General features: G+C 74.6%; 22 protein-coding genes. 12 read left to right on the top strand and 10 right to left on the bottom strand.

Translation table 11 applies throughout. The features are described from left to right. Positions 1-17: 17 nt before the first annotated feature. The gene (locus ACFYOS_RS17080; RefSeq protein ID WP_387141806.1) at positions 18-2,696 is read right to left on the bottom strand and encodes a LuxR C-terminal-related transcriptional regulator; all 2,679 of its coding nucleotides are present in this window, start codon (positions 2,694-2,696) and stop codon (positions 18-20) included. Positions 2,697-2,897: 201 nt separating this feature from the next. On the opposite strand from ACFYOS_RS17080, the gene ACFYOS_RS17075 reads away from it, so the two are divergent. From ACFYOS_RS17075 to rdgB, 11 genes are all read left to right on the top strand, one after another. Then, positions 2,898-4,472, top strand: a complete 1,575-nt coding sequence (locus ACFYOS_RS17075; RefSeq protein WP_387141803.1) for a hypothetical protein — start codon at positions 2,898-2,900, stop codon at positions 4,470-4,472. 115 nt (positions 4,473-4,587) lie between these two features. Beyond that, complete coding sequence (clpS, locus tag ACFYOS_RS17070) at positions 4,588-4,878, top strand: ATP-dependent Clp protease adapter ClpS (protein WP_111242404.1); 291 nt, start codon at positions 4,588-4,590, stop codon at positions 4,876-4,878. A 61-nt stretch (positions 4,879-4,939) separates the two neighbouring features. Next, positions 4,940-5,437, top strand: a complete 498-nt coding sequence (locus ACFYOS_RS17065) for a DUF2017 domain-containing protein (RefSeq protein ID WP_387142035.1) — start codon at positions 4,940-4,942, stop codon at positions 5,435-5,437. Positions 5,438-5,492: 55 nt separating this feature from the next. Next, positions 5,493-5,981, top strand: coding sequence for a Mov34/MPN/PAD-1 family protein (locus tag ACFYOS_RS17060; RefSeq protein ID WP_387141799.1), 489 nt, complete (start codon positions 5,493-5,495; stop codon positions 5,979-5,981). 70 nt (positions 5,982-6,051) lie between these two features. Continuing rightward, positions 6,052-6,453, top strand: a complete 402-nt coding sequence (locus tag ACFYOS_RS17055; RefSeq protein WP_387141797.1) for a MoaD family protein — start codon at positions 6,052-6,054, stop codon at positions 6,451-6,453. Positions 6,454-6,464: 11 nt separating this feature from the next. Continuing rightward, positions 6,465-7,430 carry a PLP-dependent cysteine synthase family protein gene (locus tag ACFYOS_RS17050; RefSeq protein WP_387141794.1) on the top strand — a complete coding sequence of 322 codons (966 nt, stop codon included), beginning with the start codon at positions 6,465-6,467 and terminating at the stop codon, positions 7,428-7,430. Positions 7,431-7,657: 227 nt separating this feature from the next. Beyond that, positions 7,658-8,404, top strand: a complete 747-nt coding sequence (locus ACFYOS_RS17045; protein ID WP_387141791.1) for an MBL fold metallo-hydrolase — start codon at positions 7,658-7,660, stop codon at positions 8,402-8,404. A gap of 92 nt (positions 8,405-8,496) precedes the next feature. After that, complete coding sequence (locus ACFYOS_RS17040; RefSeq protein ID WP_387141788.1) at positions 8,497-9,639, top strand: glycosyltransferase family 4 protein; 1,143 nt, start codon at positions 8,497-8,499, stop codon at positions 9,637-9,639. Then, entirely contained in the window at positions 9,636-10,799 is a 1,164-nt protein-coding gene (locus ACFYOS_RS17035; protein ID WP_387141785.1) for a glycosyltransferase, read from the top strand. The genes ACFYOS_RS17040 and ACFYOS_RS17035 overlap by 4 nt, the downstream gene beginning before the upstream one ends. 284 nt (positions 10,800-11,083) lie before the next feature. Then, complete coding sequence (gene rph / locus ACFYOS_RS17030) at positions 11,084-11,809, top strand: ribonuclease PH (RefSeq protein ID WP_387141782.1); 726 nt, start codon at positions 11,084-11,086, stop codon at positions 11,807-11,809. Further along, positions 11,806-12,420, top strand: a complete 615-nt coding sequence (rdgB, locus tag ACFYOS_RS17025; RefSeq protein ID WP_387141779.1) for an RdgB/HAM1 family non-canonical purine NTP pyrophosphatase — start codon at positions 11,806-11,808, stop codon at positions 12,418-12,420. Before rph ends, rdgB begins: the two co-directional genes overlap by 4 nt. Positions 12,421-12,462: 42 nt before the next feature. Here the strand turns inward: rdgB and ACFYOS_RS17020 are convergent, their stop codons facing one another. The 9 genes from ACFYOS_RS17020 to ACFYOS_RS16980 all read right to left on the bottom strand — a co-directional run bounded on the left by ACFYOS_RS17020 (position 12,463) and on the right by ACFYOS_RS16980 (position 22,292). After that, positions 12,463-13,713, bottom strand: coding sequence for a DUF6891 domain-containing protein (locus ACFYOS_RS17020; protein ID WP_387141776.1), 1,251 nt, complete (start codon positions 13,711-13,713; stop codon positions 12,463-12,465). 46 nt (positions 13,714-13,759) lie between these two features. Beyond that, positions 13,760-13,963, bottom strand: coding sequence for a DUF6186 family protein (locus ACFYOS_RS17015; protein WP_387141773.1), 204 nt, complete (start codon positions 13,961-13,963; stop codon positions 13,760-13,762). Next, a complete protein-coding gene (locus ACFYOS_RS17010) occupies positions 13,960-14,352 on the bottom strand; it encodes a hypothetical protein (RefSeq protein WP_387141770.1) in 393 nt (130 codons plus the stop codon). The genes ACFYOS_RS17015 and ACFYOS_RS17010 overlap by 4 nt, the downstream gene beginning before the upstream one ends. Positions 14,353-14,387: 35 nt before the next feature. Then, complete coding sequence (gene hutH / locus ACFYOS_RS17005) at positions 14,388-15,926, bottom strand: histidine ammonia-lyase (RefSeq protein ID WP_387141767.1); 1,539 nt, start codon at positions 15,924-15,926, stop codon at positions 14,388-14,390. Further along, complete coding sequence (hutI, locus tag ACFYOS_RS17000) at positions 15,914-17,113, bottom strand: imidazolonepropionase (RefSeq protein WP_387141764.1); 1,200 nt, start codon at positions 17,111-17,113, stop codon at positions 15,914-15,916. Before hutI ends, hutH begins: the two co-directional genes overlap by 13 nt. Further along, the gene (locus ACFYOS_RS16995) at positions 17,110-18,465 is read right to left on the bottom strand and encodes a formimidoylglutamate deiminase (RefSeq protein ID WP_387142032.1); all 1,356 of its coding nucleotides are present in this window, start codon (positions 18,463-18,465) and stop codon (positions 17,110-17,112) included. The genes hutI and ACFYOS_RS16995 overlap by 4 nt, the downstream gene beginning before the upstream one ends. After that, on the bottom strand, positions 18,462-19,661 hold the full coding sequence (locus ACFYOS_RS16990) for an allantoate amidohydrolase (protein ID WP_387141761.1): 1,200 nt from the start codon (positions 19,659-19,661) through the stop codon (positions 18,462-18,464). Before ACFYOS_RS16990 ends, ACFYOS_RS16995 begins: the two co-directional genes overlap by 4 nt. Before the next feature lie 114 nt (positions 19,662-19,775). Then, positions 19,776-21,431 carry a urocanate hydratase gene (gene hutU, locus ACFYOS_RS16985; RefSeq protein WP_387141758.1) on the bottom strand — a complete coding sequence of 552 codons (1,656 nt, stop codon included), beginning with the start codon at positions 21,429-21,431 and terminating at the stop codon, positions 19,776-19,778. A gap of 12 nt (positions 21,432-21,443) precedes the next feature. Further along, positions 21,444-22,292 carry a MurR/RpiR family transcriptional regulator gene (locus tag ACFYOS_RS16980; RefSeq protein WP_387141755.1) on the bottom strand — a complete coding sequence of 283 codons (849 nt, stop codon included), beginning with the start codon at positions 22,290-22,292 and terminating at the stop codon, positions 21,444-21,446. Between the two features lie 220 nt (positions 22,293-22,512). Between ACFYOS_RS16980 and ACFYOS_RS16975 the strand changes: the two genes are divergently transcribed. Further along, positions 22,513-23,781, top strand: coding sequence for a hypothetical protein (locus ACFYOS_RS16975; RefSeq protein ID WP_387141752.1), 1,269 nt, complete (start codon positions 22,513-22,515; stop codon positions 23,779-23,781). The last annotated feature ends 35 nt before the right edge of the window (positions 23,782-23,816 follow it).

Genomic DNA, 23,816 nt, shown 5'->3' with positions numbered 1-23,816 from the left:
CGCTCCACCCTAAGAGTTCAGGCCGGACCGATGCCGTCGTGGCCCGGCATCGACCGTAGGGCGGCCCGCAGCTCGGCTCGCCCGGCCACCCCGAGCTTGCTGTAGACCCGCTGGAGGTGGTTCTCCACGGTCCGGCTGGACAGGTAGAGCCGCTCGGCGATGGCCCGGCTGGTGGCGCCCGTGGCGGCCAGCCGGGCGACCTCCCACTCGCGCTCGCTGAGCGTCGGGCGGAGTTGCCGCAGGGCTGGGGTGGATACCCCGTCGCAGCGGCGGAGCAGGGTGGCAAGCCGGTCCCGGGCCGGGCCGGTCGCGGCGGCGCGGTCGCGCGTCGCCCCGTGCAGGGCCATCGCGGTGGCCTCGGCGGCGTACACGATCAGGTCCCGGTCGGCGAAGCCGTCGGCGACGGCGAGCAGTTCGCTGGGGGAGCCCTCGACCACGGCGCGGGCGTAGCGGGCGACCAGCGCCGGCAGCATCCCGTCGACCCGCTCGGAGAGCTCGGCCAGGCGCTGCGCCACCGTACGCCGGCCGCCGTCGGTGCCGGTCGGTCCGACCGGTGCGGTGGCCCGGCCCAGCCGGACCAGGTCGAGCAGGACCAGCAGTTCGTGGCCGGCAAGTCCGTCCTCGCGCAGCCGGTCGGCCAGCGCGCCGAGGTGCTTGGTGGCGGCCGGCAGGTCGCCGGCCACCGCGTGCACCGCGCCCCGGGCCTGCTCCAGCCACGGGTAGAGCACCGCCATGCCCGGCGCATGGGTGCGGTCCGCCTCCGCCATCGCCTCCGCCGCGTGCGCCGCGTCGCCGCGAAGCGCCGCCGCCTGGGCGCGTTCGGCGTGCGCCAGCCCGGCGTACACCCGGCTGGTGGCGAGCACCGCGCAGGCGCCGAGGCTGGTCTTGAGCGCCTCGTCGCTGCGTCCGCGCAGCCGGGCCGCGTACGCCTGGAGGATGGCCAGGTAGCCGGTGCCGAGCCGGAAATCCCCCGCGCCGGCCAGGTCGGCGAACTCGTCGGCGACGATCGCGTCGATGCCGGCCAGGTCGCCGGAGAGCGCCAGCCGGGTGCCCCGGGCCAGCTCCATGGCGAGCTGGAGGTAGGGCATGTCGCCCCGCCAGCGGGCCGCCTCGGCCTGCACGCGGACGATGGCGGTGGCGCTGCGCCGGTACTGCCCCTGGGCGGCGTGGAGGTGGGCGATCGTGCACCGGGCCAGCTCCCGCGCGGCCACCGGGGCGGCGGGCCGGTCGAGCACCGCCTGGGCGAGCCGGAGTGCCGCGGCGGTGTCCAGCCCGTGCAGCCGCATGATCGCCTCGAAGGCGCGGACCCGGGCTCGGTCGGCCGGGTCGGCCAGCTCGGCGCCGCCCGCCGCGATCTCCTCCACGGTGGACTCGCGGCTGAGTCCCCAGTAGCTGACCATGCCCCGCACCGTCAGCCAGCGGCTGCGCCGCCGGTCGTCGTGGATCTCTCCGGCGAGCGAGTCGAGCACGTGGATCGCCTCGTCCGGCCGGTCGGCGAACATGAGGATGGTGGCGAGCAGCTCGGCGGCGTGGAAACCGCCGTCGGCCTCCAGCGCGGCCCGGGCCAGCCGGGTCGCCAGTGGCACGTCGTACCGGCCGAAGGCCTGGGCGGCCGCGTCGAGCAGCAGCGCCCGATCCTGCGCCGTGCCCGAGTCGAGCCGCCACACCGCGACCCGGAGCAGGTCGTCCCGGCGGCGCTTGCCGACCTGTTCGAGCAGCTCGGCGAGGGTCGCCTGGAGCCGGCGGGTCCGGCTGACCGGGCACTGCCGGCGCATCACCTCGCCGTATAGCGGGTGGGCGAGCCGGACGTTCAGCCGCCGGTCGTCGTGGACCATGCTGATCAGGCCGCGCTCCTCGGCGGTCTCCACGTCGGCCGGGTCGGCCGCCCGCTGGAGCAGTTGCAGGCCGAGCGGTTCGCCGAACGCGACCAGCTCGATCACCGACCGCACGCCGGGGGTGAGCTGGCCGATCCGGGTGTCGATCAGGTCGGTGAGGCTGGGCGCCAGCTCCAGCCGGCCGGTCCACTTCCAGATCCCGTACGTCCGGCTCAGCTCGTCGCCACCCGAGGCGGCCAGCACCAGCTCGCGCAGAAGCAGCGGGTTGCCCGCGGAGAGCCGGAACAGCCGATCCGACGTGCCCGCGTCGACCGGGCCACCGAGGATCGCGGCGAGCAGCCCGGTGGTGTCGGCCGGGCCGAGCGGGCCCAGCTCGACCAGGTCGACCAGGTCGTCGGTCCACAGCGCGCGGATCGGCAGCGGGATCTGCTCGCCGTTGCGCAGCGTCCCGATCACGGTGGCGTTCTCCGCCCGGGCGATGAGGTGGACCAGCGCCGCCGAGGGCGGGTCGAGCAGGTGCGCGTCGTCGATCGCGAGCACGATGGGCCGGCCGGCGGCCTGCTCCTGGAGCACGTCCACCGCCCACCGCAGGACGCCGGCGGGGGAGAGCCCCTGCGGCTGCTCGGCCGGGAGCACCTGGACGAGGCCGCCGAAGGGCAGCGCGGCGGTGGTGGCACTGGCCGAGACGGACCAGACCGCGTACCGGTCGGTGGGGAGGGCGGCCACCCCCTCGCGCAGCAGCCGGCTCTTGCCGACCCCGGCAATCCCGCCGAAGAGCAGTCCGCGCCCCTCGAGGCCGCCGACCGCCGACAACAGACGGTTGAGCTCATCGGTTCGGCCGACGAAGTCCCACCGACTCATTGCTGCAGCATATCGACGGTGATCCGTGCGCGTGCATACCGTCACGCAGCGAGATTGAGTAATCTCTTGATTACTGGTGAGTATCCTGGGTGTTCCGGGTCGGTCTCCCGACACCCGTACCCTTCCGACATCCGGGGTGTCACCAGCGGATATCCCACGCGGCCGGACCGCAACCCGGTCGCCTTAGTGGAGGCACGCCTGATGAAGCCGGGTCCTGTTCCCTCGGTCGACACGCCCGATCCGGGCGGGCCGGCCGAGGCGCCGCGCTGCGCGCCACTGCCGGCCCGGCTCGGAGTGACCGAGCCGCGCCCCGAGGAGCCGCTGGCCGTCGTCGTGGCGGGTCCGGCCGGCGCCGGGCGGCGCGAGCTGCTCGCCGGCCTGCTCAACCTGGACCCCGCGATGCTGGCGGTGCCGGCGGGCAGTTACCTGCTGGTCAACCACGCCAGGGTGCCGACCCGCGCCGCGTACGTGCCGGGTTACCGCCAGCCGCACTCGTACGGCGCCGACCTTCGCGCGGCGGGTCCGGCCCTGGCCCGCCCGCCGCGCCGGGTGGAGCTGAGCCTGCCCGACCCGCTGCTGCGCCACTTCTCGACGCTCGACACGCCGGACACTGGCTCGCTCGGCGTCGCCGGCGGCCGGGTGCTGCTCGACGCGGTGGGCCGGGCCGGCGCGCTGCTCTTCGTGATCTCCGCCGACCAGACGTTCACCGCCGCCGAGCTGCACCTGCTGGCGGAGATCGCCCGCACCCGGGTCGAGGTGCTGTTCGCGGTCACCCCCGGGGTGGCCGGCTGGGCGTCCCCGGCGGACGGCCCGACGCCGACGGAGAGCGCGGGGGCGCCCGTCCCGTCGGCCGGCCGCCCGGGCTCGCCCGTGCCGCGCCCGGCCGGACGCCGGGTCGACTCGGCGGCGGTCTCGCTCGCGGCGCACCGCGCCGCCCTGCTGGCCGCGGTGCCCCGGCTGGCCGCCGCCCGGTGGTACGCGGTGCGGCAGGCCGACCACTCGGTCCTGCGCCGGGCGCTGGTCGGCTGGGCCGCGGAGGAGGGGCTGCGGCGGGCCAGCGGCCGGCCGCCGGAACCACCGGGCGCGCACGGCAAGGTGCCCGTCGTGCCCGGGCTCGACGGCGGCGAACTCGCCGAGCGGATGGACCGAATGACCCGCTCCTGCGCTCAGCGGATCCGCCAGCACCTCGCCCTGGAACTGGCCAACATCCACCTCCGGGTGGTGCAGGAGATCGTCTTCGGGGTCGGCTGCGCTGGCCTGCCGCAGCTGCTCGACGGGGAGATGGAGGCGCTGTCGCTGCTCGCCACCGCCCAGTGCGACGAGGCGGCCCGGAGCATTCTCGACGAGACGGCCGCCCGGGCCTTCGGCGCGCCGCTGGCGGAGGGGGTCCGCCGCCGGATCACGCACGCCGTGCGGTGGGGTCTCGCCGACCATCCCGCCGGCCGGGAGCTGGACAGGGTGCTCCTGGTCACCAGCACCGCCGGGGTGGCCGGGTTGACCGGCGGCGGCGCGTTCGAGGCGCTCGCCGGCTTCCCCGGCGCGGCGCGCGACGAGGTGCTGCCCCCGGTCGGGGTGGCGCTCTCCGGCGGCTGCTGGCAGCACTGGCGCGTACCCGGCAACGACGATCCGAACGGCGCTCGCTCGTGGGCGCAGCGGGCGCTGCGCGAGGTCGAGCTCGAACTGTCCCGCGACGTGTCCCGTCGCTTCGAGGTGATCCGTCTCTCGCTGGGCGCGGTGCTCACCGATGCTGTCGACCACGGCATCCTGCTCGCCTGAGCTGGCGCCGGCCGCGCGGTCGACCGGGTCGCCGTACGCGGCCCGGGAGGGTGATCCGGGCCGGGGCGGCGTTCCGGTTCATCGGTTCCCCGGATCCGGTGGCACGATGGGGGGCATGGCGGCTCCACAGGTTGCACCGGTCGAGACGCCGGACACTGACGAGGTGCCGGCGTCCGACCGGCCATGGGTGACGATCGTCTGGGACGATCCGGTCAACCTCATGACGTACGTGACCTGGGTGTTCCAGAAGCTCTTCGGGTACAGCCGGGAGAAGGCCGAGCAGCTCATGCTGGACGTGCACCACAAGGGCAAGGCCGTGGTGTCCAGCGGGGCCCGGGAGCGGATGGAGCACGACGCGTCGCAGCTGCACGCGTACGGGCTCTGGGCGACGGTGGACCGGTCGTGAGCGCGAGGAGTGAGCCGGTGTTGCGAGCCCCGCAGTCGCGAGCGGGGATGGCGTCGTGAGCATGTTCCGTCGCCACGGCGACCGCTACGTGGCCGTTTTCGCGGTGGACGAGGTCCGGGTGCTGCGCAAGGTCGCCTCCGAGGTGGTCGGCCTGCTCACCGACGGCTTCGACCACGACGACCCGGTGGTCGGCCGGCTCTTCCCCGAGGTCTACCCGGACGACGCGGCGAGCACCGCCGAGTTCCGCCGGTACACCGAGGGCGACCTCAAGACCGCCAAGATCGACCAGGCCGGGGCGATCCTCGCCGCGCTGCCCGACGGTGAGGCCGGCGGCGAGGTGCGCCTCGACGCGGAGGCGGCCGAGGCGTGGCTGCGCGCGCTCAACGACGCCCGGCTGGCGATGGGCGTCCGGCTGGAGATCAAGGACGGCACGGACCTGGGTGAGGAGCTCGACGACGCGGTCGCCGAGGACCCCACCTCCTCCCGGGTGTTCCAACTGTCGGTCTACGCGTATCTCGGCTACCTACAGGAATCCCTGCTCAACGCCCTGATCGACTGACTGGTGACGGTCGCCACCTCGCCGGGCCTGATCGCCAGGCGCTAGGCTGGTCGACGTGCTGAGCATCGACCGGTCGATCATCGACGCGATCGTGGCCCACGCGCGTCGGGACCACCCGGACGAGGCGTGCGGCGTGGTCGCCGGTCCCGCCGACAGCGGCACCCCGATCCGGCACATCCCGATGGAGAACGCCGCCCGCTCGATGACCTTCTACGAGTTCGACTCGATGGAGCAGCTGCGGGTGTGGCGGGAGATGGACGACCGCGACGAGGAGCCGGTCGTCATCTACCACTCGCACACCGCGACCGAGGCGTACCCGTCCCGCACGGACATCTCCTTCGCGGGTGAGCCGGGGGCGCACTACCTGCTCGTCTCGACCCGCGAGCCCGACGCGGAGGAGATCCGCTCCTTCCGCATCGTCGACGGCGTGGTCACCGAGGAGCCGGTCCGGATCGTGGATGCCGCCGTGGACCCGCACGCCGTCCAGTCCTACATGTTCGGGCAGAGCCCGGCGACGGTCGACTACGAGTGTTCCGGCCGCTGACCCCTCAGCGCCGGCACACCCTTCTTTCTCCCGTCACCTGGCACGACCCGAACAAGGAGCACGAGACATCATGGCCATCGAGGTCCGCATCCCCACCATCCTGCGCAGCTACACCGGCGGCGCGAAGGTCGTCGAGGGCACCGGCGACACGCTGAGCGACCTGCTCGCCGACCTGGACTCCCGGCACGCCGGCCTGAAGGCCCGGCTGGTCACCGACGCCGGGGCGCTGCACCGGTTCGTCAACGTCTACGTCAACGACGAGGACGTCCGTTTCCTCGGCGCGCTCGACGCCAAGCTCAACGACGGCGACAGCGTCACCATCCTGCCGGCCGTGGCCGGGGGCGCCTTCGGCTTCGCGGCGGCAGCGGCGATCGCGCAGCACAGTGCGGCGGCAGCGGCGGTCGCGCAGCACAGTGCGGCAGCCGCGATCGCGCAGCACAGCGCCGTGCGCGAAGCGCGCGTCGCCCGCTGAGAGCGGCCGTCATGGCGCGGTACGACAGCCTGCTCGACGCGTGCGGCGGCACGCCCCTGGTGGGGCTGCCCCGGCTCTCCCCGACGGTGTCCGAGGGGGCGCCGCCGGTGCGGCTCTGGGCGAAGCTGGAGGACCGGAACCCGACCGGCAGCATCAAGGACCGGGCGGCCCTGTTCATGGTCCGCGCGGCCGAGCAGGCCGGGCAGCTCCGTCCGGGTGACACCATCCTCGAACCGACCAGCGGCAACACCGGAATCTCGCTGGCCATGGTGGCCAAGCTGCGCGGCTACCGGCTGGTCTGCGTGATGCCGGAGAACGTCTCCACCGAGCGGGTCCAACTGCTCCGGATGTACGGCGCGGAGATCATCTTCTCGCCGGCCGCCGGCGGCTCGAACCAGGCTGTCGCCACCGCCAAGCAGGTCGCCGCCGAGCACCCCGACTGGGTGATGCTCTACCAGTACGGCAACGAGGCCAACGCCCGGGCCCACTACGAGACCACCGGGCCGGAGCTGCTGCACGACCTGCCCACGATCACCCACTTCGTGGCGGGCCTGGGCACCACCGGCACGCTGATGGGCACCGGGCGCTACCTGCGGGAGAAGGTCGAGGACATCCAGATCGTCGCCGCCGAGCCGCGGTACGGCGAGCTGGTCTACGGCCTGCGCAACATCGACGAGGGGTACGTCCCCGAGCTCTACGACGCCGGGGTGCTCTCTCGGCGCTTCTCGGTGGGCACCCGGGACGCGGTGCTGCGTACCCGGCAGCTCGTCGAGGTGGAGGGGATCTTCGCCGGCTTCTCCACCGGCGCGATCCTGCACGCCGCCCTCGCGGTGGCGCACGAGGCGGTCCGCGCCGGCCGCCGGGCCGACGTCGCGTTCGTGGTCGCCGACGGCGGTTGGAAGTACCTCTCCACCGGGGCGTACGGCGGCACCCTCGCGGACGCCGAGGACGCCCTGGAGGGGCAGCTCTGGGCGTGACGAGGCCCGTGGGTCGGGTCGGTCGGCGGCACCCGTCGACCGGCCCGACCGCCGGGTCCGACCCGGGGCGCGTTGGGGGTGTCACGTTGATGACAACTTCCAGTAGACGATTCTTGCCCGACCGGGCCGGCGCGTAGGCTGCGCAGCGTGGCGTACGCGTCGGTAGAGATCATCGGCGGAGCGACTGCCGGCGAATCGACTACCAAGCGTGATATCGAGGCGACCGGATGCGACTGACCGTCCTCGGCTGTGCGGGCAGCTTCCCCGGACCCGAGTCCCCCTGCTCCGCCTACCTGGTGGAGGCGGAGGGGTTCCGTCTCCTGGTCGACTTCGGTTCCGGAGCGCTCTCCACCCTCCAGCGCTACGTCGGGCTGCACGCCCCCGACGCCATCCTCCTCACCCACCTGCACTGCGACCACATGCTCGACGCGGTCAGCTACGTGGTGGTCCGGCGGTACGCCCCGGACGGCCCGTACCCGCCCCTGCCGGTGTACGCCCCCGCCGGCGCGCCGGACCGGATCGCCGCCGCCTACGGGCAGGAGGAGAGCACGGTCGAGGACGTCTACCAGTTCTACGCCCTCGAGCCGGGCACCTTCCCGATCGGCCCGTTCACCGTCACCGTCGACCGGATGAACCACCCGGTGGAGACGTACGGCGTGCGGCTGGAGCACGGCGGCAAGGTGCTCTGCTACTCGGCGGACACCGCGCCCTGCGACGCCCTGCTGCGCCTGGCCCAGGGCGCCGACCTCTTCCTCTGCGAGGCCAGCTACCTCGACGGGGCGGAGAACCCGCCGGACCTGCACCTCACCGGCCGGGAGGCCGGCGAGTACGCGACCAAGGCGGGGGTGGGCCGACTGCTGCTCACGCACCTGGTGCCGGCCTGGGGCAGCGAGGCGCACACCGTGGAGGCGGCGGCCGGGGCGTACACGGGGCCGCTGGACGTGGTGCGTCCCGGCGCCTGCTACGACGTCTGACTTCGACGGCGGCGCGCCGCGTTGCCGTAGTGTTCGCCGCCCGGTCAGCGGCCGGTCGCCTGGCCTACCCGTCCGGACCGCACCCTCGGGCCATGCGGATCGTCATCGTGACCGAGTCGTTCCCGCCGGACGTGAACGGCGTGGCGCACTCCGTGGTCCGGACCGCGGAACACCTGCTGGCCCGCGGGCACGACCCGCTGGTCATCGCGCCGTCCCCGGCCGGCGGCCGGCGTCGGGCCAGCGCGCGCCAGCCGTATCCCGTGGTCCGGATCCCGAGCGTGCCGCTCCCGCGCTACCAGGGCTTCCGGCTCGGCGTGGCGACCGCCGGGCTGGCCGGCGCGCTGCTCGGCCACCGGCCGGACGTCGTCCACCTGGCCAGCCCGTTCATTCTCGGCGCGGCCGGGGCCACCCTGGCCGCCCGGCACGGGCTGCCGGCCGTCGCGGTCTACCAGACCGACGTCGCCTCCTACGCCCGGGCGTACCGGGTGGGTTGGGGTGAGGCGGCCGCTTGGCGTCGACTGCGCGGGATCCACAACTCGGCGCAGCGCACCCTCGCGCCCTCGACCCGCGCCGCCGCCGACCTGATCGCCAACGGGATCCAGCGGATCTGGCTGTGGCGGCGCGGCGTCGACGCCGACCGCTTCCAGCCGGCTCGGCGCAGCGAGGAGCTCCGCCGCGCCCTGGTGCCCGGCGGCGAGCTGCTCGTCGGTTACGTGGGTCGCCTCGCTCCGGAGAAGCGGGTGGAGCTGCTGGCCGCCACCGCCCGGCTGCCCGGCGTACGGGTCGTGGTGGCCGGCGACGGCCCGGCCCGCCCGCCGCTCGAACGGGCCCTGCCCGCGGTGCGTTTCCTCGGCGTCCAGCAGGGCGAGGCGCTGGCCCGGCTCTACGCCAGCCTCGACGTCTTCGTCCACACCGGGCCGCACGAGACGTTCGGGCAGACGCTCCAGGAGGCCGCCGCCAGCGGCGTGCCGGTGGTGGCCCCGGCCAGCGGCGGTCCGGTCGACCTGGTCCAGAACGGCGTGACCGGCCTGCTGGTGCCGCCCGATGACGGGGATGCGCTCGCTGCCGCGGTGGCGGAGCTCGCCGCCGATCCCGCCCGCCGGGCCGCCTACGGCCTGGCCGCCCGGGCGGCGGTGAGCCGGCGCAGCTGGAGCGCGGTGGGGGACGAGCTGATCGGGCACTACGAGGCGGTGCTGGCCGGCACGGCCGCGGCCGGCCTGCCGGCGTGGCGATGAGCGCCGGCCTCCCCCGGGCACGGATCGTGCGGGTGGCGAACTTCGTGACCGGCCGCTCGGGCGGCCTCCGTACCGCCCTGCGGCACCTCGGCGAGGGCTACCTCGCCGCCGGCCACGAACCGGTCCTGGTCATCCCCGGCGCCCGTTATGGCGACACCCGGCGGCCGTGGGGCCGCGAGATCACGCTGCCCGGACCGGAGGTGCCCGGCACCGGCGGCTACCGGGTGCTGACCGACCGGCGCCGACTGGCCCGGGTCCTCGCCGACCTGGCGCCGGACCGGCTGGAGGTCTCCGACCGGAGCACCCTGCGCTGGACGGGCCGCTGGGCCCGGGAGCTCGGCGTGCCGTCGGTGATGGTCTCCCACGAGAGCCTGACCGGCCTGCTGAGCCAGTGGCGACTGCCCGCCGCCCTCGCCCGTCGGGTCGCCGACCGGCTCAACCGGGAGACCCTGCACCGATACGACCGGATCGTCTGCACCACCCGGTGGGCCGCCGAGGAGTTCGCCCGGCTCGACGCGCCGCCGGTCGACCTGGTGCCGCTCGGCGTTGACCTGACCACCTTCCACCCCCGGCGCGCCGACCCGGTGCTACGCGAGCGGTACGCCGACCACACCGAAGTGCTGCTGGTGCACTGCGCGCGGCTGTCGGTGGAGAAGCGTCCGGAGCTGGCGGTGGCCGCCCTCGCCCGGCTGCGCCGCGCCGGCGTACCGGCGGTGCTGGTGATGGTGGGCGACGGCCCGCTGCGGCCCGCGCTGGCCCGGCGGGCGGCCGGCCTGCCGGTGCACTTCACCGGCTTCCTGCCCGACCGGGCGGCGCTCGCCGCGCTGCTGGCCATCGCGGACGTGGTGCTCGCGCCCGGGCCGGTGGAGACCTTCGGCCTGGCCGGGCTGGAGGCGCTGGCCTGCGGCACCCCGGTGGTGGCCAATGCGGCCAGCGCCCTGCCCGAGGTGATCGGACCGGGCGGGGTCGCCGCCTACGGCACGCCCTCGGCGATCGCGGCGGCGGTGGTGCGGCTGCTGGAGCGCCCGGAGGCGGCCCGGCGCGCGGCGGCCCGCGGCCGCGCGGAGGAGTTCGGCTGGCCGGCTGCGGTCGCGGGCTTCCTCCGCGCGCACGGCATCGAGCCCGGACACCGGCCCTCCGACCTGCCGGCGGCTACCTGATCGGGCACGCGACGTGGCGCTGGGGTGCCGCTTCGCCGTTCTCGATGCGACCGGCACCACCCCCTCGACCGCCTTTGCTCTGCTGCAGCGGACGCAACACTGGGAGCGTTCCGCTGTCGCGTGGGCTGCAGCAGAGCAAAGGGCGACGCAGTGGTCCGGCCGTCCGGCGCCCTGCCCCCGGGATGCCCACCGCTCACCGCGCCACCGCAGCGCCGCTCACCGGCGAAGACGCCTTCCTCGGCACCCGGGGACGGTTCGATCACGGCACCGCATAAGGTGCAGGCATGGCGCGACCTGACGGGCGGCAGCCCGACCAACTCCGACCGGTGACCCTGACCCGGGGCTGGAGCACCCACCCGGAGGGCTCGGTGCTCGTCGAGTTCGGCGCGACCCGGGTGCTCTGCACGGCGAGCGTGACCGAGGGCGTCCCCCGCTGGCGCAAGGGCTCCGGCCTCGGCTGGGTGACCGCCGAGTACGCGATGCTGCCCCGGGCCACGAACACCCGCTCCGACCGGGAGAGCGTCAAGGGGAAGATCGGCGGGCGTACCCACGAGATCTCCCGGCTGATCGGTCGCAGCCTGCGGGCCTGCGTCGACCTGAAGGCGCTCGGCGAGAACTCGATCGTGCTCGACTGCGACGTGCTCCAGGCCGACGGCGGCACCCGCACCGCCGCCATCACCGGCGCCTACGTGGCGCTGCACGACGCGGTGACCTGGCTGGCCGAGCGGAAGGCCCTCTCCGGCAAGGTGGAGAAGGTGATGCACCGGTCGGTGGCGGCGGTCAGCGTCGGCATCATCGCCGGCGAGCCACGGCTGGACCTCTGCTACGAGGAGGACGTGACCGCCGAGGTCGACATGAACGTGGTCTGCACCGGGACCGGCGACTTCGTCGAGGTGCAGGGGACGGGCGAGGCCGGCATCTTCGCCCGTGAACAGCTCGACGCCCTGCTCGACCTCGGCGTGGCGGGCTGCCTGGAATTGGCCGACGCGCAGCGGAAGGCGCTCTCATGAACCAGGTGCTGCTCGCCACCCGGAACCGGAAGAAGCTCGTCGAGCTGCAGCGGATCCTCGACGGCGCGCTCGGCGCGCACCGGATCGCCCTGCTCGGCCTCGACGACGTCGAGGAGTACCCGGAGCTGCCGGAGACCGGCCTGACCTTCGGCGAGAACGCGCTGATCAAGGCACGGGAGGGTGCCCGGCGGACCAGTCTGCCCACCATCGCCGACGACTCCGGGCTGGCCGTGGACGCGCTCAACGGCATGCCGGGCGTGTTCAGCGCCCGCTGGTCCGGCCGGCACGGCGACGACCAGGCCAACTTCCAGCTGGTGCTGGACCAGATCGCCGACCTGCCGGACGAGCACCGGGACGCCTCCTTCGTCTGCACGGTGGCATTGGTCCTGCCCAACGGCAAGGAGCACCTGGTCGACGGCCGCCAGTCCGGCCGGCTCCTGCGCGCGCCGCGCGGCGAGGGCGGCTTCGGGTACGACCCGATCTTCCTCGGCGACGGCCAGGAGCGGACCAACGCGGAGCTGACCCCGGAGGAGAAGGACGCGGTCAGCCACCGTGGCAAGGCGCTGCGCGAACTGGCCAAGCTGGTGGCGAAGGTGCTCCCGCCGTCCTGAGCCCGCAGCCGCCCACGTCCGTCGGACCTGGGCGGCTGCCGATCACCAGGGCTTGGTCACCGTGTCGCCGAGTTCCAAGACGGCGACCCGGTCCTCGGTGGCCAGGATGGTGATCATCCGCTCCGCCTCGGCGAGGGTGACGTGCCGGCCGGTCACGGTGGCCGTCTCCGGGTGCGGTGTCTCCAGCCAGAGCCGGTCCGCCTCCCAGCCCATTTGCACCACGCCTCCTGAGCGGCCGAGGCAGGAGAGGAAGTCGCGGGTGTGCGGTTGCAGGCGGTGGGCGATCGCAACGGCCTCCTCCGCCTCGAGCGCCACCGCGTTGCCACGCCCGGTCGAGTATTCGTAGGTGGCGTCGAGGACGTCCACGGGGCCGGGTGCCGTCGTCCGCGGCCGGCCTAGCAGGACCATGCCGTCGTACCGGCCGACTGTGGCGGGGCGGCGGTCGTCGTACTCGCCGATCAGCGCGTCGCGCTCGCGGCGGACGGTGACGGTCAGCGAGTCGGCGGACAGCCGCACCCGGGCGTCCACGGGCATCCACGGCAGGTGCAGCGCGGCCAGCCGGGCCGCGGACTGAGCGCCGCCACGGGGCGCGTGCACCCCGGACCAGGCGGTGAGCAGCTCCAAGTCGACCTCGACGTCGTCGGCCGTGGTGGGCGGCACCGCGGCGAGGCGGCCGACCCGACGACGGCGCCAGACCATTGGCACCTGGATCCGGCTGCCGGTATCGCCGTTCCAGTGCACGGTCAGCCCTTCGGCCCGCAGCGCCGCCGCCACCTCCTCGCCGACCTGCACCGAGGGCGGCTGCTCGAAGAGCCCGTACGCGAGGAACACCGGCGACCCGTCCACCGCGTGCTCGGCGTCCTGCTGGTGGTAGAAGGCATAGCTGCGCGGGGTGACCTCGGGCGGCACCTCGGCCCCGATCTCGCCGAGCCCGCAGTTCTGGCAGCAGGTGAAGTTCTCCCGGGCCACGACGCCGGCGGCGGAGAGCGCCCGGAACGCGGCGGTGAGCCGGTCGCTGTCGGTCGGCGCCGACCAGCTCTCCTGCGCGGTCAGGTGCGCGGTCAGCTCCTCGGCCACCACCGGCCAGGTCAGCTCCGCGATCCGGTCCGCGTTGACATCCCCGGCCAGATATTCCTGCGTCGCGGTGACGATGGCCGCCGCCGGCAGTTCGGCGAGCGCGACCTGGCGGCGGACGAAGGCCCGAATCTCGCCGTCGTGCGTCCGTGCCTCCCCGTGTGGGGTGCGATCAGGGTTCGGGGCGTCAGCCGTCACGACGGCGTCGGGCTCGTGCACGGCCAGAACCTAGCAGCGGAGACCGACAGCTTCGCCCGGGCGGGGGTCACCGGGCCAGGAAATGCCAGCCGAGCCAGAGCCAGACACCGAACACCAGCGCCCGGCCGCCGGTGGTGCGCAGCGCGGCGGTCAGCGCCGCGCCGAGTGGCATCCTGGCCGGCCCGGGCCGGCGTCGCCCGAGCGCGTCGACGGCCACCATCAGCAGCAGGATCGCGGCGAAGCCGGCGGCGATCAGGGCTCGGGCGGTCACCGGGTCACCAGCCAGGCGCCGGTGCCGAGCCAGAGGAGATACCCGGCGACCCGTCCGGGCCAGGTGGCGAGCACCGGGTCGGTGAGGATGCTGAAGGTCGGGTGCGCCTCGTCGTTGCCGGCCAGGAACGCGCCCAGCTCCCACAGGCAGAAGAGCACCCCGAGGCCAAGCCAGGTGCCGGCGGCCCGCCGCCCGACCCGCCGTGGCCGGGTGGGCGCGCGGCGCAGCCCGGCGATCAGGAGGACGCCGCCGGGCATCAGCACGGCGACGGCCGCCGGCCCGGTCAGCGGCCGGGCGGCGGCCGCGACCAGGGCGTACCCGATGACGGCCGGCCAGACCAGCCGGCGCCACCGGGCCGGTGCGAGCGTGCCGGCGCCCGACTGCTCCATGTCTCCAGTGTGGAGCGGGACCGGACGGAATCCGGTCAGCCGAGCGGGCCGACCTCCCGCTCGATCGCCGCGCGCAGCTCGGGTCCGCCGAGCGCCTCCCGCGCGGCCTCCATCAGCGGGGCGAGGAACACGTCCGGCCCCGGCTCGCCCACCACGTCACCGAGCGCGGCCAGCGCGGCCCGGCCGGCCGGGGACGGGGTCAGCGGGGCGCGGAGCTGGAGCCCGCGTACGGCGGCCAGCAGCTCCACCGCGAGCAGGCTGGTCAGGTTGTCCAACACGGTCCGCAGCTTCTTGGCGGCCGCCCAGCCCATCGAGACGTGGTCCTCCTGCATGCCGCTGGTGGGCAGCGAGTCCACCGACGCGGGCGCGGCGAGCCGGCGGTTCTCCGCGACGATCCCGGCCGCGGTGTACTGGGCGATCATCAGCCCGGAGTTGACCCCGGCGTCGGGGGAGAGGAACGCCGGCAGGTCCCGGGAGCGGGTGACGTCGAGCAGCCGGTCCACCCGCCGCTCCGCGATGGCCCCCACCTCGGCGGCGGCGATGGCCAGGTAGTCGGCGGCGAAGCCGAGCGGCGCACCGTGGAAGTTGCCGGTCGACTCGACCCGCCCGTCCGGCAGCACCACCGGGTTGTCCACCACGGACAGCAGCTCCCGCCCGGCCACCACCTCGACGAAGTCGAGGGTGTCCCGGGCCGCCCCGGCCACCTGCGGCGCGCAGCGCATCGAGTACGCGTCCTGCACCGCGTGCGCCAGGTCGTCGCGGTGCGAGTCCATCACCGCCGAGTTCTGCAGCAGCCGGTGGATGTTCGCCGCGGACGCCGCCTGGCCGGGATGCGGCCGGATGGCGTGCAGCTCGGGCAGGAACGGCCGCTCCGAGCCGAGCATCGCCTCGATCGCCAGCGCGGCGGTGACGTCGGCCATGGCGAACAGGTGCCGGGCGTCGTGGATCGCCAGCAGCAGCATGCCGAGCATGCCGTCGGTGCCGTTGATCAGCGCCAGCCCCTCCTTGGCGGCCAGCTCGATCGGTTCCAGGCCGACCCGGCGCAGCGCCTCGTCGCCGGGGATCCGCTCGCCGGCCGGGCCGAGCACCCAGCCCTCGCCGAGCAGCACCAGCGCGCAGTGCGCCAGCGGGGCCAGGTCCCCGGAGGCGCCCAGCGAGCCGTGCTCGGGCACCCACGGGGTGACCTCGTGGTTGAGCAGGTCCACCAGGGCCTCGGCGACCAGCGGGCGGACCCCGGAGCGGCCGAGGGCGAGCGAGCGTACCCGCAGCAGCATCATCGCCCGTACGACCTCGCGGGGCATGGGCGCGCCGACGCCGGCCGCGTGCGAGCGGATCAGCGCGTGCTGGAGTTCGGCCCGCCGCTCCGGCGCGACGAAGGTGTTGGCGAGCGCCCCGAAGCCGGTGGAGACGCCGTACACGGGTCGGCCGGCGGCCTCGATGCCGTCCACGATGGACCGGCTGGTCGCCATCGCCTCCACCGTGGCGGGATCGAGGACGACCTTGGCGGTGCCGCGGGCCACGGCGAGCACGTCGGCGGGGGAGACCCCGGTGGGCAGAATGGTCACGGTCGACATTGCGGCACTCCGTTGCGCAGAACCTGGCGGATCAAGGGAACCCCCGGCCGGTAGGCCAGGTGCAGGTGGGACGGGGCGTCGAGGATCATCAGGTCGGCCCGCGCGCCCCGCGCGAGCCGTCCCACGTCGGCGCGGCGCAGCGCCGCCGCCCCGCCGGCGGTCGCGGCCCACACGGCCTCCGCCGGGGTCATCCGCATCTCGCGTACGGCGAGGGCGATGCAGAACGGCATCGACGAGGTGTACGACGAGCCGGGGTTGCAGTCGGTGGCCAGGGCCACCGTCACGCCCGCATCGAGCAGCCGGCGGGCGTCCGGGTACGGCGACCGGGTGGAGAACTCCGCCCCGGGCAGCAGGGTGGCGACGGTGGTCGTCCCCCCGTCCTCCGCGGCGGTCGACGCCAGCGCGTCGACGTCGGCGTCGGTCAGGTGGGTGCAGTGGTCCACGCTGGCCGCGCCCAGCTCCACTCCGAGCTGCACGCCGGGGCCGGGGCCGAGCTGGTTGGCGTGCAGCCGCACGCCCAGCCCGACCGCCTGTCCGCAGGCGAGGATCGCCCGGGCGTGGTCCACGTCGAAGGCGCCCCGCTCGCAGAACACGTCGATCCAGCGGGCGTACGGGGCGGCGGCGGCCAGCATCGGCCCGCAGACCATGCCCACGTAGTCGTCGGGGCGGTCGGCGTACTCGGCGGGGACGACGTGCGCGCCGAGGAAGGTGGTGTCCTCGGTGAACTCGGCGGCGATCCGCAGCGAGCGGGCCTCGTCGGCGACGGTGAGGCCGTACCCGCTCTTGATCTCGACCGTGGTGGTGCCCTGCCGCATCGCCTCGCCACGCAGCCGCCGTACGGTGGCGCGCAGCTCGTCGTCGGAGGCCGCGCGGGTCGCGCCGACGGTGGTGCGGATGCCGCCGCCGGTGTACGGCTCGCCGGCCATCCGGGCAGCGAACTCGACGGCCCGGTCCCCGGCGAAGACCAGGTGGGCGTGGCTGTCCACGAAGCCGGGCAGCACGGCCGCGCCGCCGGCGTCGATCCGCCGGTCGGCGGCCGGGGCGTCCCGGGTCGGCCCGATCCAGGCGACGAGCCCGTCCTCGACCAGCAGGGCGACGTGCCGGCGGAGGCCCAGCGGCCCGCCCCCGCCCGCACCGGGGGTGTTGGTGACCAGCTCCCCGATGTTGTCCACCAACAGGCTGCTCACTGGCCGGTCACCTCCTCGATGGCGTGCCGCAGCTCGGTCGGGACGTCGACGGTCAGGTGCCGGCCGTCTTCGACGACCGTCCGCCCGTCGACCACCACGTGCGTGACGTCGGCAGCGGTGGCCGCGAAGAACGCCCCGACCGGCGGCACTCCGGCGGTGCGGGCGCTGTCCAGCCGTACCGTGACCAGGTCGGCCCGGTCGCCGACCGACAGCCGCCCGGCGTCTCCCCAGCCCAGCGCGGCGTGCCCGCCGACGGTGGCGGCGGTGACCAGCTCGGCGGGGGTGAAGTGGCCCCGCTTGCGGGTGCGCAGCCGCTCGTCCAGCTCCACCGCGCGGGCCTCCTCGAAGAGGTCGACCACGGCGTGGCTGTCGCTGCCGAGGCTGAGCGGGCTGCCCGCCTCGGCCATCCGGTGGGCCGGCCCGATCCCGTCGGCGAGGTCCCGCTCGGTGGTGGGGCAGAGGCAGATCCCGGTCCGGTTCTCCCCGAGCAGGCTGATGTCGGCGCCGGTCGGGTGGGTGGCGTGCACGGCGGTGGTGTGCCGGCCGAGCACCCCGTGGTCGGCGAGCAGCCGGGTCGGGGTGCAGCCGTGCACGGCCCGGCAGGCGTCGTTCTCGGCCGGCTGCTCGGACAGGTGCACGTGGAGCGGTAGCCCCTGCCGGTCCGCCCAACCGGCCACGGTGGCGAGCTGCTCCGCCGGCACCGCGCGGACCGAGTGGATCGCCGCACCGACCCGGGCGTGCGCGTCCGCCGGCGTGAACCCGCTGACCCGTTCCGCCCAGCGCAGCGCGTCCCCGTCGCCGAACCGGCGCTGCGGCCCGGCCAGCGGCGCCCCGTCCACGCTCGCCGTGAGGTACGCGGTGTCCAGCAGGGTGAGCCGGATCCCGGCGTGCCCGGCGGCCTCGACCAGCGCCGCCGACATCGCGTTCGGGTCGGCGTACGGCTTCCCGTCCGGGCCGTGGTGCAGGTAGTGGAACTCGCCCACGCAGGTGATCCCGGCGAGCGCCATCTCGGCGTACGCGGCCCGGGCCAGGGCCAGGTACGAGTCGGGGTCGAGCCGAGAGGCGACGGAGTACATGACGTCCCGCCAGCTCCAGAAGTCGCCCCGTCCGCCGTGGGTGCGCCCGCGCAGCGCCCGGTGGAAGGCGTGCGAGTGGGCGTTGGCCAGGCCGGGCAGGGTCAGCCCGGGCAGCCGTACCGCGTCGACCAGCACCTCGATCCCGGCGGTCGGCGCGCCGCGGCCGACCAGCGGGGTGACGGCGGTGATCCGGCCGCCCTCGGCCTCGATCAGCACGTCGGGGGTGGGTTCGGCGTGCTCGGGCAGCCACGCGTACTCGGCCAGCCAGCGGGTCAGCGGCATGCCAGTACCTCCAGCACCCGGGCCAGGGCGGTCACCCCGGCCGCACAGTCGGCGTCGGTGGCGGACTCGGCGGGGGAGTGCGAGACCCCGGTCGGATTCCGTACGAACAGCATCGCGGTGGGCAGGTGCGCGGCGAGCACCCCGGCGTCGTGTCCCGCGCCGGTGGGCAGCACCGGTGCATCCAGCAGTCTTGCCAGCCGGTCGGCCAGCCCGCCGTCGAAGGACACCAGCGGGGTGGCCGACTCCTGCGTGCAGGTCAGCTCGGTGCCGTCCCGCTTCGCCCGCTCGGCGGCCTTGACGTGCACCGCCTCGACCAGGCCGTGCAGCGTCTCCGGTTCGGCCGCCCGGGCGTCCAGCCAGCCGGTCACCCGGGCCGGGATCGCGTTGGTGGCGTTCGGCTCGACCGCCACCCGGCCCACCGTGGCATGCGCGTCGCGCAGCCGGGCCTCCTTGTTCGCCGCGAGCACGGTGAACGCGTAGGTGAGCATCGGGTCGCGGCGGTCGGCCATCCGGGTCGTACCGGCGTGGTTGCCCTCGCCGTGGAAGTCGAAGCGCCAGCGGCCGTGCGGCCAGATCGCGCTGGCCACCGCGACCGGCGCGTCGAGGTCGACCAGCGCGCGGCCCTGCTCGACGTGCAGCTCGACAAAGGCCGCGAAGCGGCCGAGCAGCGCGGGGTCGGCGCCCGCCGGCCGGTCGCCCAGCGCCTCGGCGAAGCTCACCCCGGCCGCGTCGCACAGCCCGGCCGCGCGGTCCACCGCGATCTCGCCGGTGAGCAACCGCGACCCCAGGCACGGTACGCCGAACCGGGCCCCCTCCTCCTCCACGAACGCGGCCACCGCCACCGGCCGGACCGGGGCCACCCCGGCGGCCCGCAGCTCGTCCACGGCCAGGAACGCGCTGACCACGCCGAGTGGCCCGTCGTACGCCCCGCCGTGCGGCACCGAGTCGAAGTGGCTGCCGGTCAGCACCGCCTCGCCGGCCGCCGGGTCGCCCCACCAGGCGAACAGGTTGCCGTTCCCGTCCTCGTGCACCGGCATGCCCCGCTGCTCGGCCTGTTCCCGGAACCAGGTCCGCAGCGTGAGCTCCGGCTCGGTCAGCGCGTACCGCAGGTAGCCGCCGCTGCCCGCGTCCCGCCCGACCGGGCCGATCTCGTCCCAGAGCTTCCGGAACCGGGCGGCCAGGTCCGTCACGCCGCACCCCTGTTGTTCGCGACTGCGGGGCTCCGCTGCGCTGCACTCCTCGCGCTCACGCCGTACCCCTGTTGTTCGCGACTGCGGGGCTCCGCTGCGCTGCACTCCTCGCGCTCACGCCGGACCCTCTGCCATCGGCACCCGCACGCCGGTCCGCTCGGCGACCTCGCGGGCGGCGTCGTAGCCGGCGTCGACGTGCCGGATCACGCCCATGGCCGGGTCGTTGGTCAGCACCCGCTCGATCTTCTGCCCGGCCAGGGCGCTGCCGTCGGCGACGCAGACCTGCCCGGCGTGGATGGACCGGCCGATGCCCACCCCACCGCCGTGGTGAATGGACACCCAGGACGCGCCGCTGGCCGTGTTGACCAGGGCGTTGAGCAGCGGCCAGTCGGCGATCGCGTCGGAGCCGTCGGCCATCGCCTCGGTCTCCCGGTAGGGGCTCGCCACGCTGCCGCAGTCCAGGTGGTCCCGGCCGATCACCACGGGCGCGCTCAGCTCACCGGAGGCGACCATCTCGTTGAACCGCACCCCGGCCTTGTCCCGCTCGCCGTAGCCCAGCCAGCAGATCCGCGCCGGCAGGCCCTGGAAGGCGACCCGCTCGCCGGCCATCCGCATCCACCGCGCGAGGGACTCGTTCTCCGGGAACAGGTCGAGGATGGCCCGGTCGGTGGCCGCGATGTCGGCCGGGTCGCCGGAGAGCGCCGCCCAGCGGAACGGGCCCTTGCCCTCGCAGAACAGCGGCCGGATGTAGGCCGGCACGAAGCCGGGGAAGTCGAAGGCCCGCTCGTACCCGCCGAGCTGCGCCTCGCCGCGGATCGAGTTGCCGTAGTCGAAGACCTCCGCGCCCGCGTCGAGGAAGCCGACCATCGCCGCCACGTGCCGGGCCATCGACGCCCGCGCCCGGTCGGTGAACTCCGCCGGCTTCGCCGCCGCGTAGTCCCGGGCGTCGGCCAGCTCCACGCCCACCGGCACGTACGACAGCGGATCGTGCGCACTGGTCTGGTCGGTGACGATGTCGATCTCGACGCCCCGGACCAGCAGCTCGGGGAAGACGACCGCCGCGTTGCCGACCACCCCGACGCTCAGCGCCCGCCGCTCCCGCTTCGCGGCGAGCACCCGCTCGACCGCTTCGTCCAGGTTGTCGGCGACCTCGTCCAGGTAGCGGTCGTGCCTCCGCCGCTCCAACCGGCTGCGGTCCACGTCCACGATCAGGCACGCCCCGCCGTTCATGGTGACCGCGAGGGGCTGCGCCCCGCCCATCCCGCCGCAGCCGGCCGTCAGCGTCAGCGTCCCGGCGAGCGAGCCGCCGAACCGCTTCGCGGCGACCGCGGCGAACGTCTCGTACGTGCCCTGCAGGATGCCCTGGGTGCCGATGTAGATCCAGGAGCCGGCGGTCATCTGGCCGTACATGGTCAGGCCGAGCTGTTCGAGGCGGCGGAACTCCGGCCAGGTGGCCCAGTCGCCGACCAGGTTGGAGTTGGCCAGCAGCACCCGCGGCGCCCACTCGTGGGTCCGCATGACGCCGACCGGGCGGCCGGACTGCACCAGCATCGTCTCGTCGTCGCGCAGCTCGGTGAGGGTCCGCACCAGCGCGTGGTACGACGGCCAGTCGCGGGCGGCCTTGCCGGTGCCGCCGTAGACCACCAGGTCCTCGGGGCGTTCGGCCACCTCCGGGTCGAGGTTGTTCATCAGCATCCGCAGCGCGGCTTCCTGCGGCCACCCCTGGGCGGTGCGTGCGGTGCCGCGGGCGGCGCGGACGGGCTGGTGCATCTCGTACTCCTCTCAGCTGAGGAACAACTGGCGGCGGGCGGCGGACGACTCGAACGCCTCGAGCCGGGCCTGGGTCTCGGCCGGGGCGGCGTCGCAGATTGCCTGCAGCACCACCATGGCGAGGGTCATCGGGGCGGTGTGCAGGTCGAAGACCAGATCGGTGCCGACGGCGGCGGGGAGCACCACCTCGGCGTGGTCGATCGCCGGGCTCACCGGGGAGTCGGTGATCGCCACGACGGTCAGCCCGGCGTCCCGGGCCTCGCGCAGCGAGTCCAGGGTCTCCCGGGGGTAACGGGGCAGCACGAAGGCGAGCAGCGCGGTCGCCCCGGCCGCGGCGGCCTGTTCGAGCCGGTCGGCGAGGAGGCTGCCGCCGTCGTCGAGCACCCGGACGTCCGGATGCACCTTCGCCGCGAAGTACGCGAAGTACGCGGCCAGCGGCGCGGCGGCGCGCAGCCCGAGCACCGGCAGCGGCCGGCTCGCCGCGAGCAGTTTCCCCACCTCGGCGATCCGGTCGGCGTCGGCGAGCTCGCCGGCCAGCCGGTCGAGGTTGCCCATCTCGGCGTGGACCGCCCGTTGGAGCGGGTTGTTGCCGTCGGCTGGCCGGACCCCGCCGCCGACGCCCAGCTCCCGCAACCGGCGCCGCAGCGCGGGGTAGCCGTCGTGGCCGAGCGCCATCGCGAACCGGGTCACCGACGGCTGGCTGACCCCGGCCAGCTCGGCGACCTCCGCCGCCGACAGGTAGCCCGCCGCGCCCGCGTGCTGCACCAGGCAGTGCGCGATGCGGCGCTGGGTGGGGGTCAGCCGCACGCCGTGGAGGAGGTCGAGCAGGCGGTCGGTGGGGGCCGCACCGCTTTCATTCATGGGTGGACTCTATGCATGAAAACTTTCACAACGCAAGCACGCGACCGAGCGATGTTCCCCGGGCGGCCGGGGCTGGTCGGGCGTGATCTCGACCTCTGCCCGAGCGCCTACGCCGCCCGGTTACGCCTGGTAGGCGTGCTTTGGGGCGGCGACCGTAGGACGGTGCCGCAAGCGCTGCCTCTGTACTATCCGCACGGCGGATGAGCAGAGGAGTTGTCGCATGCAGCCGGTCGGTCCGTACAGGTTCACCGAGGCGCTCGGCGTCTGCCAGGTGGGCACGGCGTGGTGGGCCATCGACGGGCAGGACCGGCTGGTGACGGTGGCGGTGCTCGAGGGCGCCGCGGCGGCGGATCAGCCCTGGCGGGAGGCCTTCGCCAACGCGGCCAACGCCATGGCGCTGACCGCAGGCGAACAGCGCTACGTCAACGCCGACTTCGCCGCCGCGAAGCCCTGGGTCGCATACCCCTCCGAGGAGGGGATGGGGGCGCAGCGCCTCTTCCAGACCCTCGGGATGGACCTGCACCCGGCGGAGACCGAGGCGGAGGTCCTGGTCCCCGAGACCGGCACGGTCGCCGGGCCGCCGCAGCCGGTCTCCGGTGTGCCGACCTCCGGCCCGCCCAGCCCCACCTCCGGCGCGCCCCTGCCGTGGGCGATGCACGCCGCGGTACCCCAACAGATCTCGCCCGTGCCGCAGCAGGTGTCGCCCGCACCCCTGCAGGTGTCGCCCGCGCCGCTGCCGCAGCCGGTCAGCGTCCCACCGCAGGACCCGTTGACCGCGCCGGCCCGCCGGATCACACCCTCCGAGCCGCCCCGGCGTCGTGCCGGGCTGTGGGTCGGGATCGCCGCCCTCGTCCTGGTGCTGGTCGCCGGCATTGGTGGCGCGGTGGTCTGGGCAGGCTCCGACGACCCTGGCAAGCCGGAGATCACGGCCAGCACCAGCAGTGCCCCACCGTTGTTGCCGACGACGCCGCCCGAGTCGCCCGGGGTCGAGCCGCCGAAGCCCGGCGCGTGGCCGACCCAGTGGCCGAAGTTCAAGGAGCGCGACACCGTACGGACGCTGAACCTCGACGGCCTGGGCTTCCCGGTGAAGGTGCCCACGAACTGGCAGTGCACGCTCGCCGGTCGTGCCGAAGGGTTCGTCAAATACCAGTGTGGTACGGCCGCGACAGGCAACCAGGCGGTCGGTGGAGAGGTGATCGTGCGGAACTGCCCACAGCCGTGCACCGCACAGTGGCAGAACGCCATGCGCGGTGTCGAGGAGGCGTGGGGCGCGCAGTGGATCCGTAGTGGCGAGTACGCGAGCTATGCCGAGCACATCCTTGATGTCGACGGCAGGCAGCGGCACGGCTTGGTCGTCGTGGCCTACTTCCGCAGTGGAGAAGACGGAGCGATCGATCGGCAGCTGGTGATTCGGATGACCTCGCCCGTGCCGGAGGCCTACCAGCTGCGCCGCTTTGCCAACTACGTCCGCGACGTGGTCGTCTTCTGAGGACGGTGTCGGCAGCGGGCCGCACGTCGCCCGAT

Source organism: Micromonospora sp. NPDC005806 (assembly GCF_042871425.1).
In the GTDB taxonomy this organism is placed as follows: domain Bacteria; phylum Actinomycetota; class Actinomycetes; order Mycobacteriales; family Micromonosporaceae; genus Micromonospora.
Note: the sequence above shows the minus strand (reverse complement) of the source record. Positions and strands in the feature narration are given on the sequence as shown.

Coding starts and splice junctions, on each gene's coding strand:
- ACFYOS_RS17065 (WP_387142035.1), top strand. CDS start 4,940: ATGTTCCGTCGCCACGGCGACCGCTACGTGGCCGTTTTCGCGGTGGAC.
- ACFYOS_RS17040 (WP_387141788.1), top strand. CDS start 8,497: ATGCGGATCGTCATCGTGACCGAGTCGTTCCCGCCGGACGTGAACGGC.
- ACFYOS_RS17075 (WP_387141803.1), top strand. CDS start 2,898: ATGAAGCCGGGTCCTGTTCCCTCGGTCGACACGCCCGATCCGGGCGGG.
- rdgB (WP_387141779.1), top strand. CDS start 11,806: ATGAACCAGGTGCTGCTCGCCACCCGGAACCGGAAGAAGCTCGTCGAG.
- hutU (WP_387141758.1), bottom strand. CDS start 21,431: ATGCACCAGCCCGTCCGCGCCGCCCGCGGCACCGCACGCACCGCCCAG.
- ACFYOS_RS16980 (WP_387141755.1), bottom strand. CDS start 22,292: ATGAATGAAAGCGGTGCGGCCCCCACCGACCGCCTGCTCGACCTCCTC.
- rph (WP_387141782.1), top strand. CDS start 11,084: ATGGCGCGACCTGACGGGCGGCAGCCCGACCAACTCCGACCGGTGACC.
- ACFYOS_RS17050 (WP_387141794.1), top strand. CDS start 6,465: ATGGCGCGGTACGACAGCCTGCTCGACGCGTGCGGCGGCACGCCCCTG.
- ACFYOS_RS17035 (WP_387141785.1), top strand. CDS start 9,636: ATGAGCGCCGGCCTCCCCCGGGCACGGATCGTGCGGGTGGCGAACTTC.
- ACFYOS_RS17010 (WP_387141770.1), bottom strand. CDS start 14,352: ATGGAGCAGTCGGGCGCCGGCACGCTCGCACCGGCCCGGTGGCGCCGG.
- ACFYOS_RS17045 (WP_387141791.1), top strand. CDS start 7,658: ATGCGACTGACCGTCCTCGGCTGTGCGGGCAGCTTCCCCGGACCCGAG.
- ACFYOS_RS17080 (WP_387141806.1), bottom strand. CDS start 2,696: ATGAGTCGGTGGGACTTCGTCGGCCGAACCGATGAGCTCAACCGTCTG.
- ACFYOS_RS16975 (WP_387141752.1), top strand. CDS start 22,513: ATGCAGCCGGTCGGTCCGTACAGGTTCACCGAGGCGCTCGGCGTCTGC.
- clpS (WP_111242404.1), top strand. CDS start 4,588: ATGGCGGCTCCACAGGTTGCACCGGTCGAGACGCCGGACACTGACGAG.
- ACFYOS_RS17055 (WP_387141797.1), top strand. CDS start 6,052: ATGGCCATCGAGGTCCGCATCCCCACCATCCTGCGCAGCTACACCGGC.
- hutH (WP_387141767.1), bottom strand. CDS start 15,926: ATGTCGACCGTGACCATTCTGCCCACCGGGGTCTCCCCCGCCGACGTG.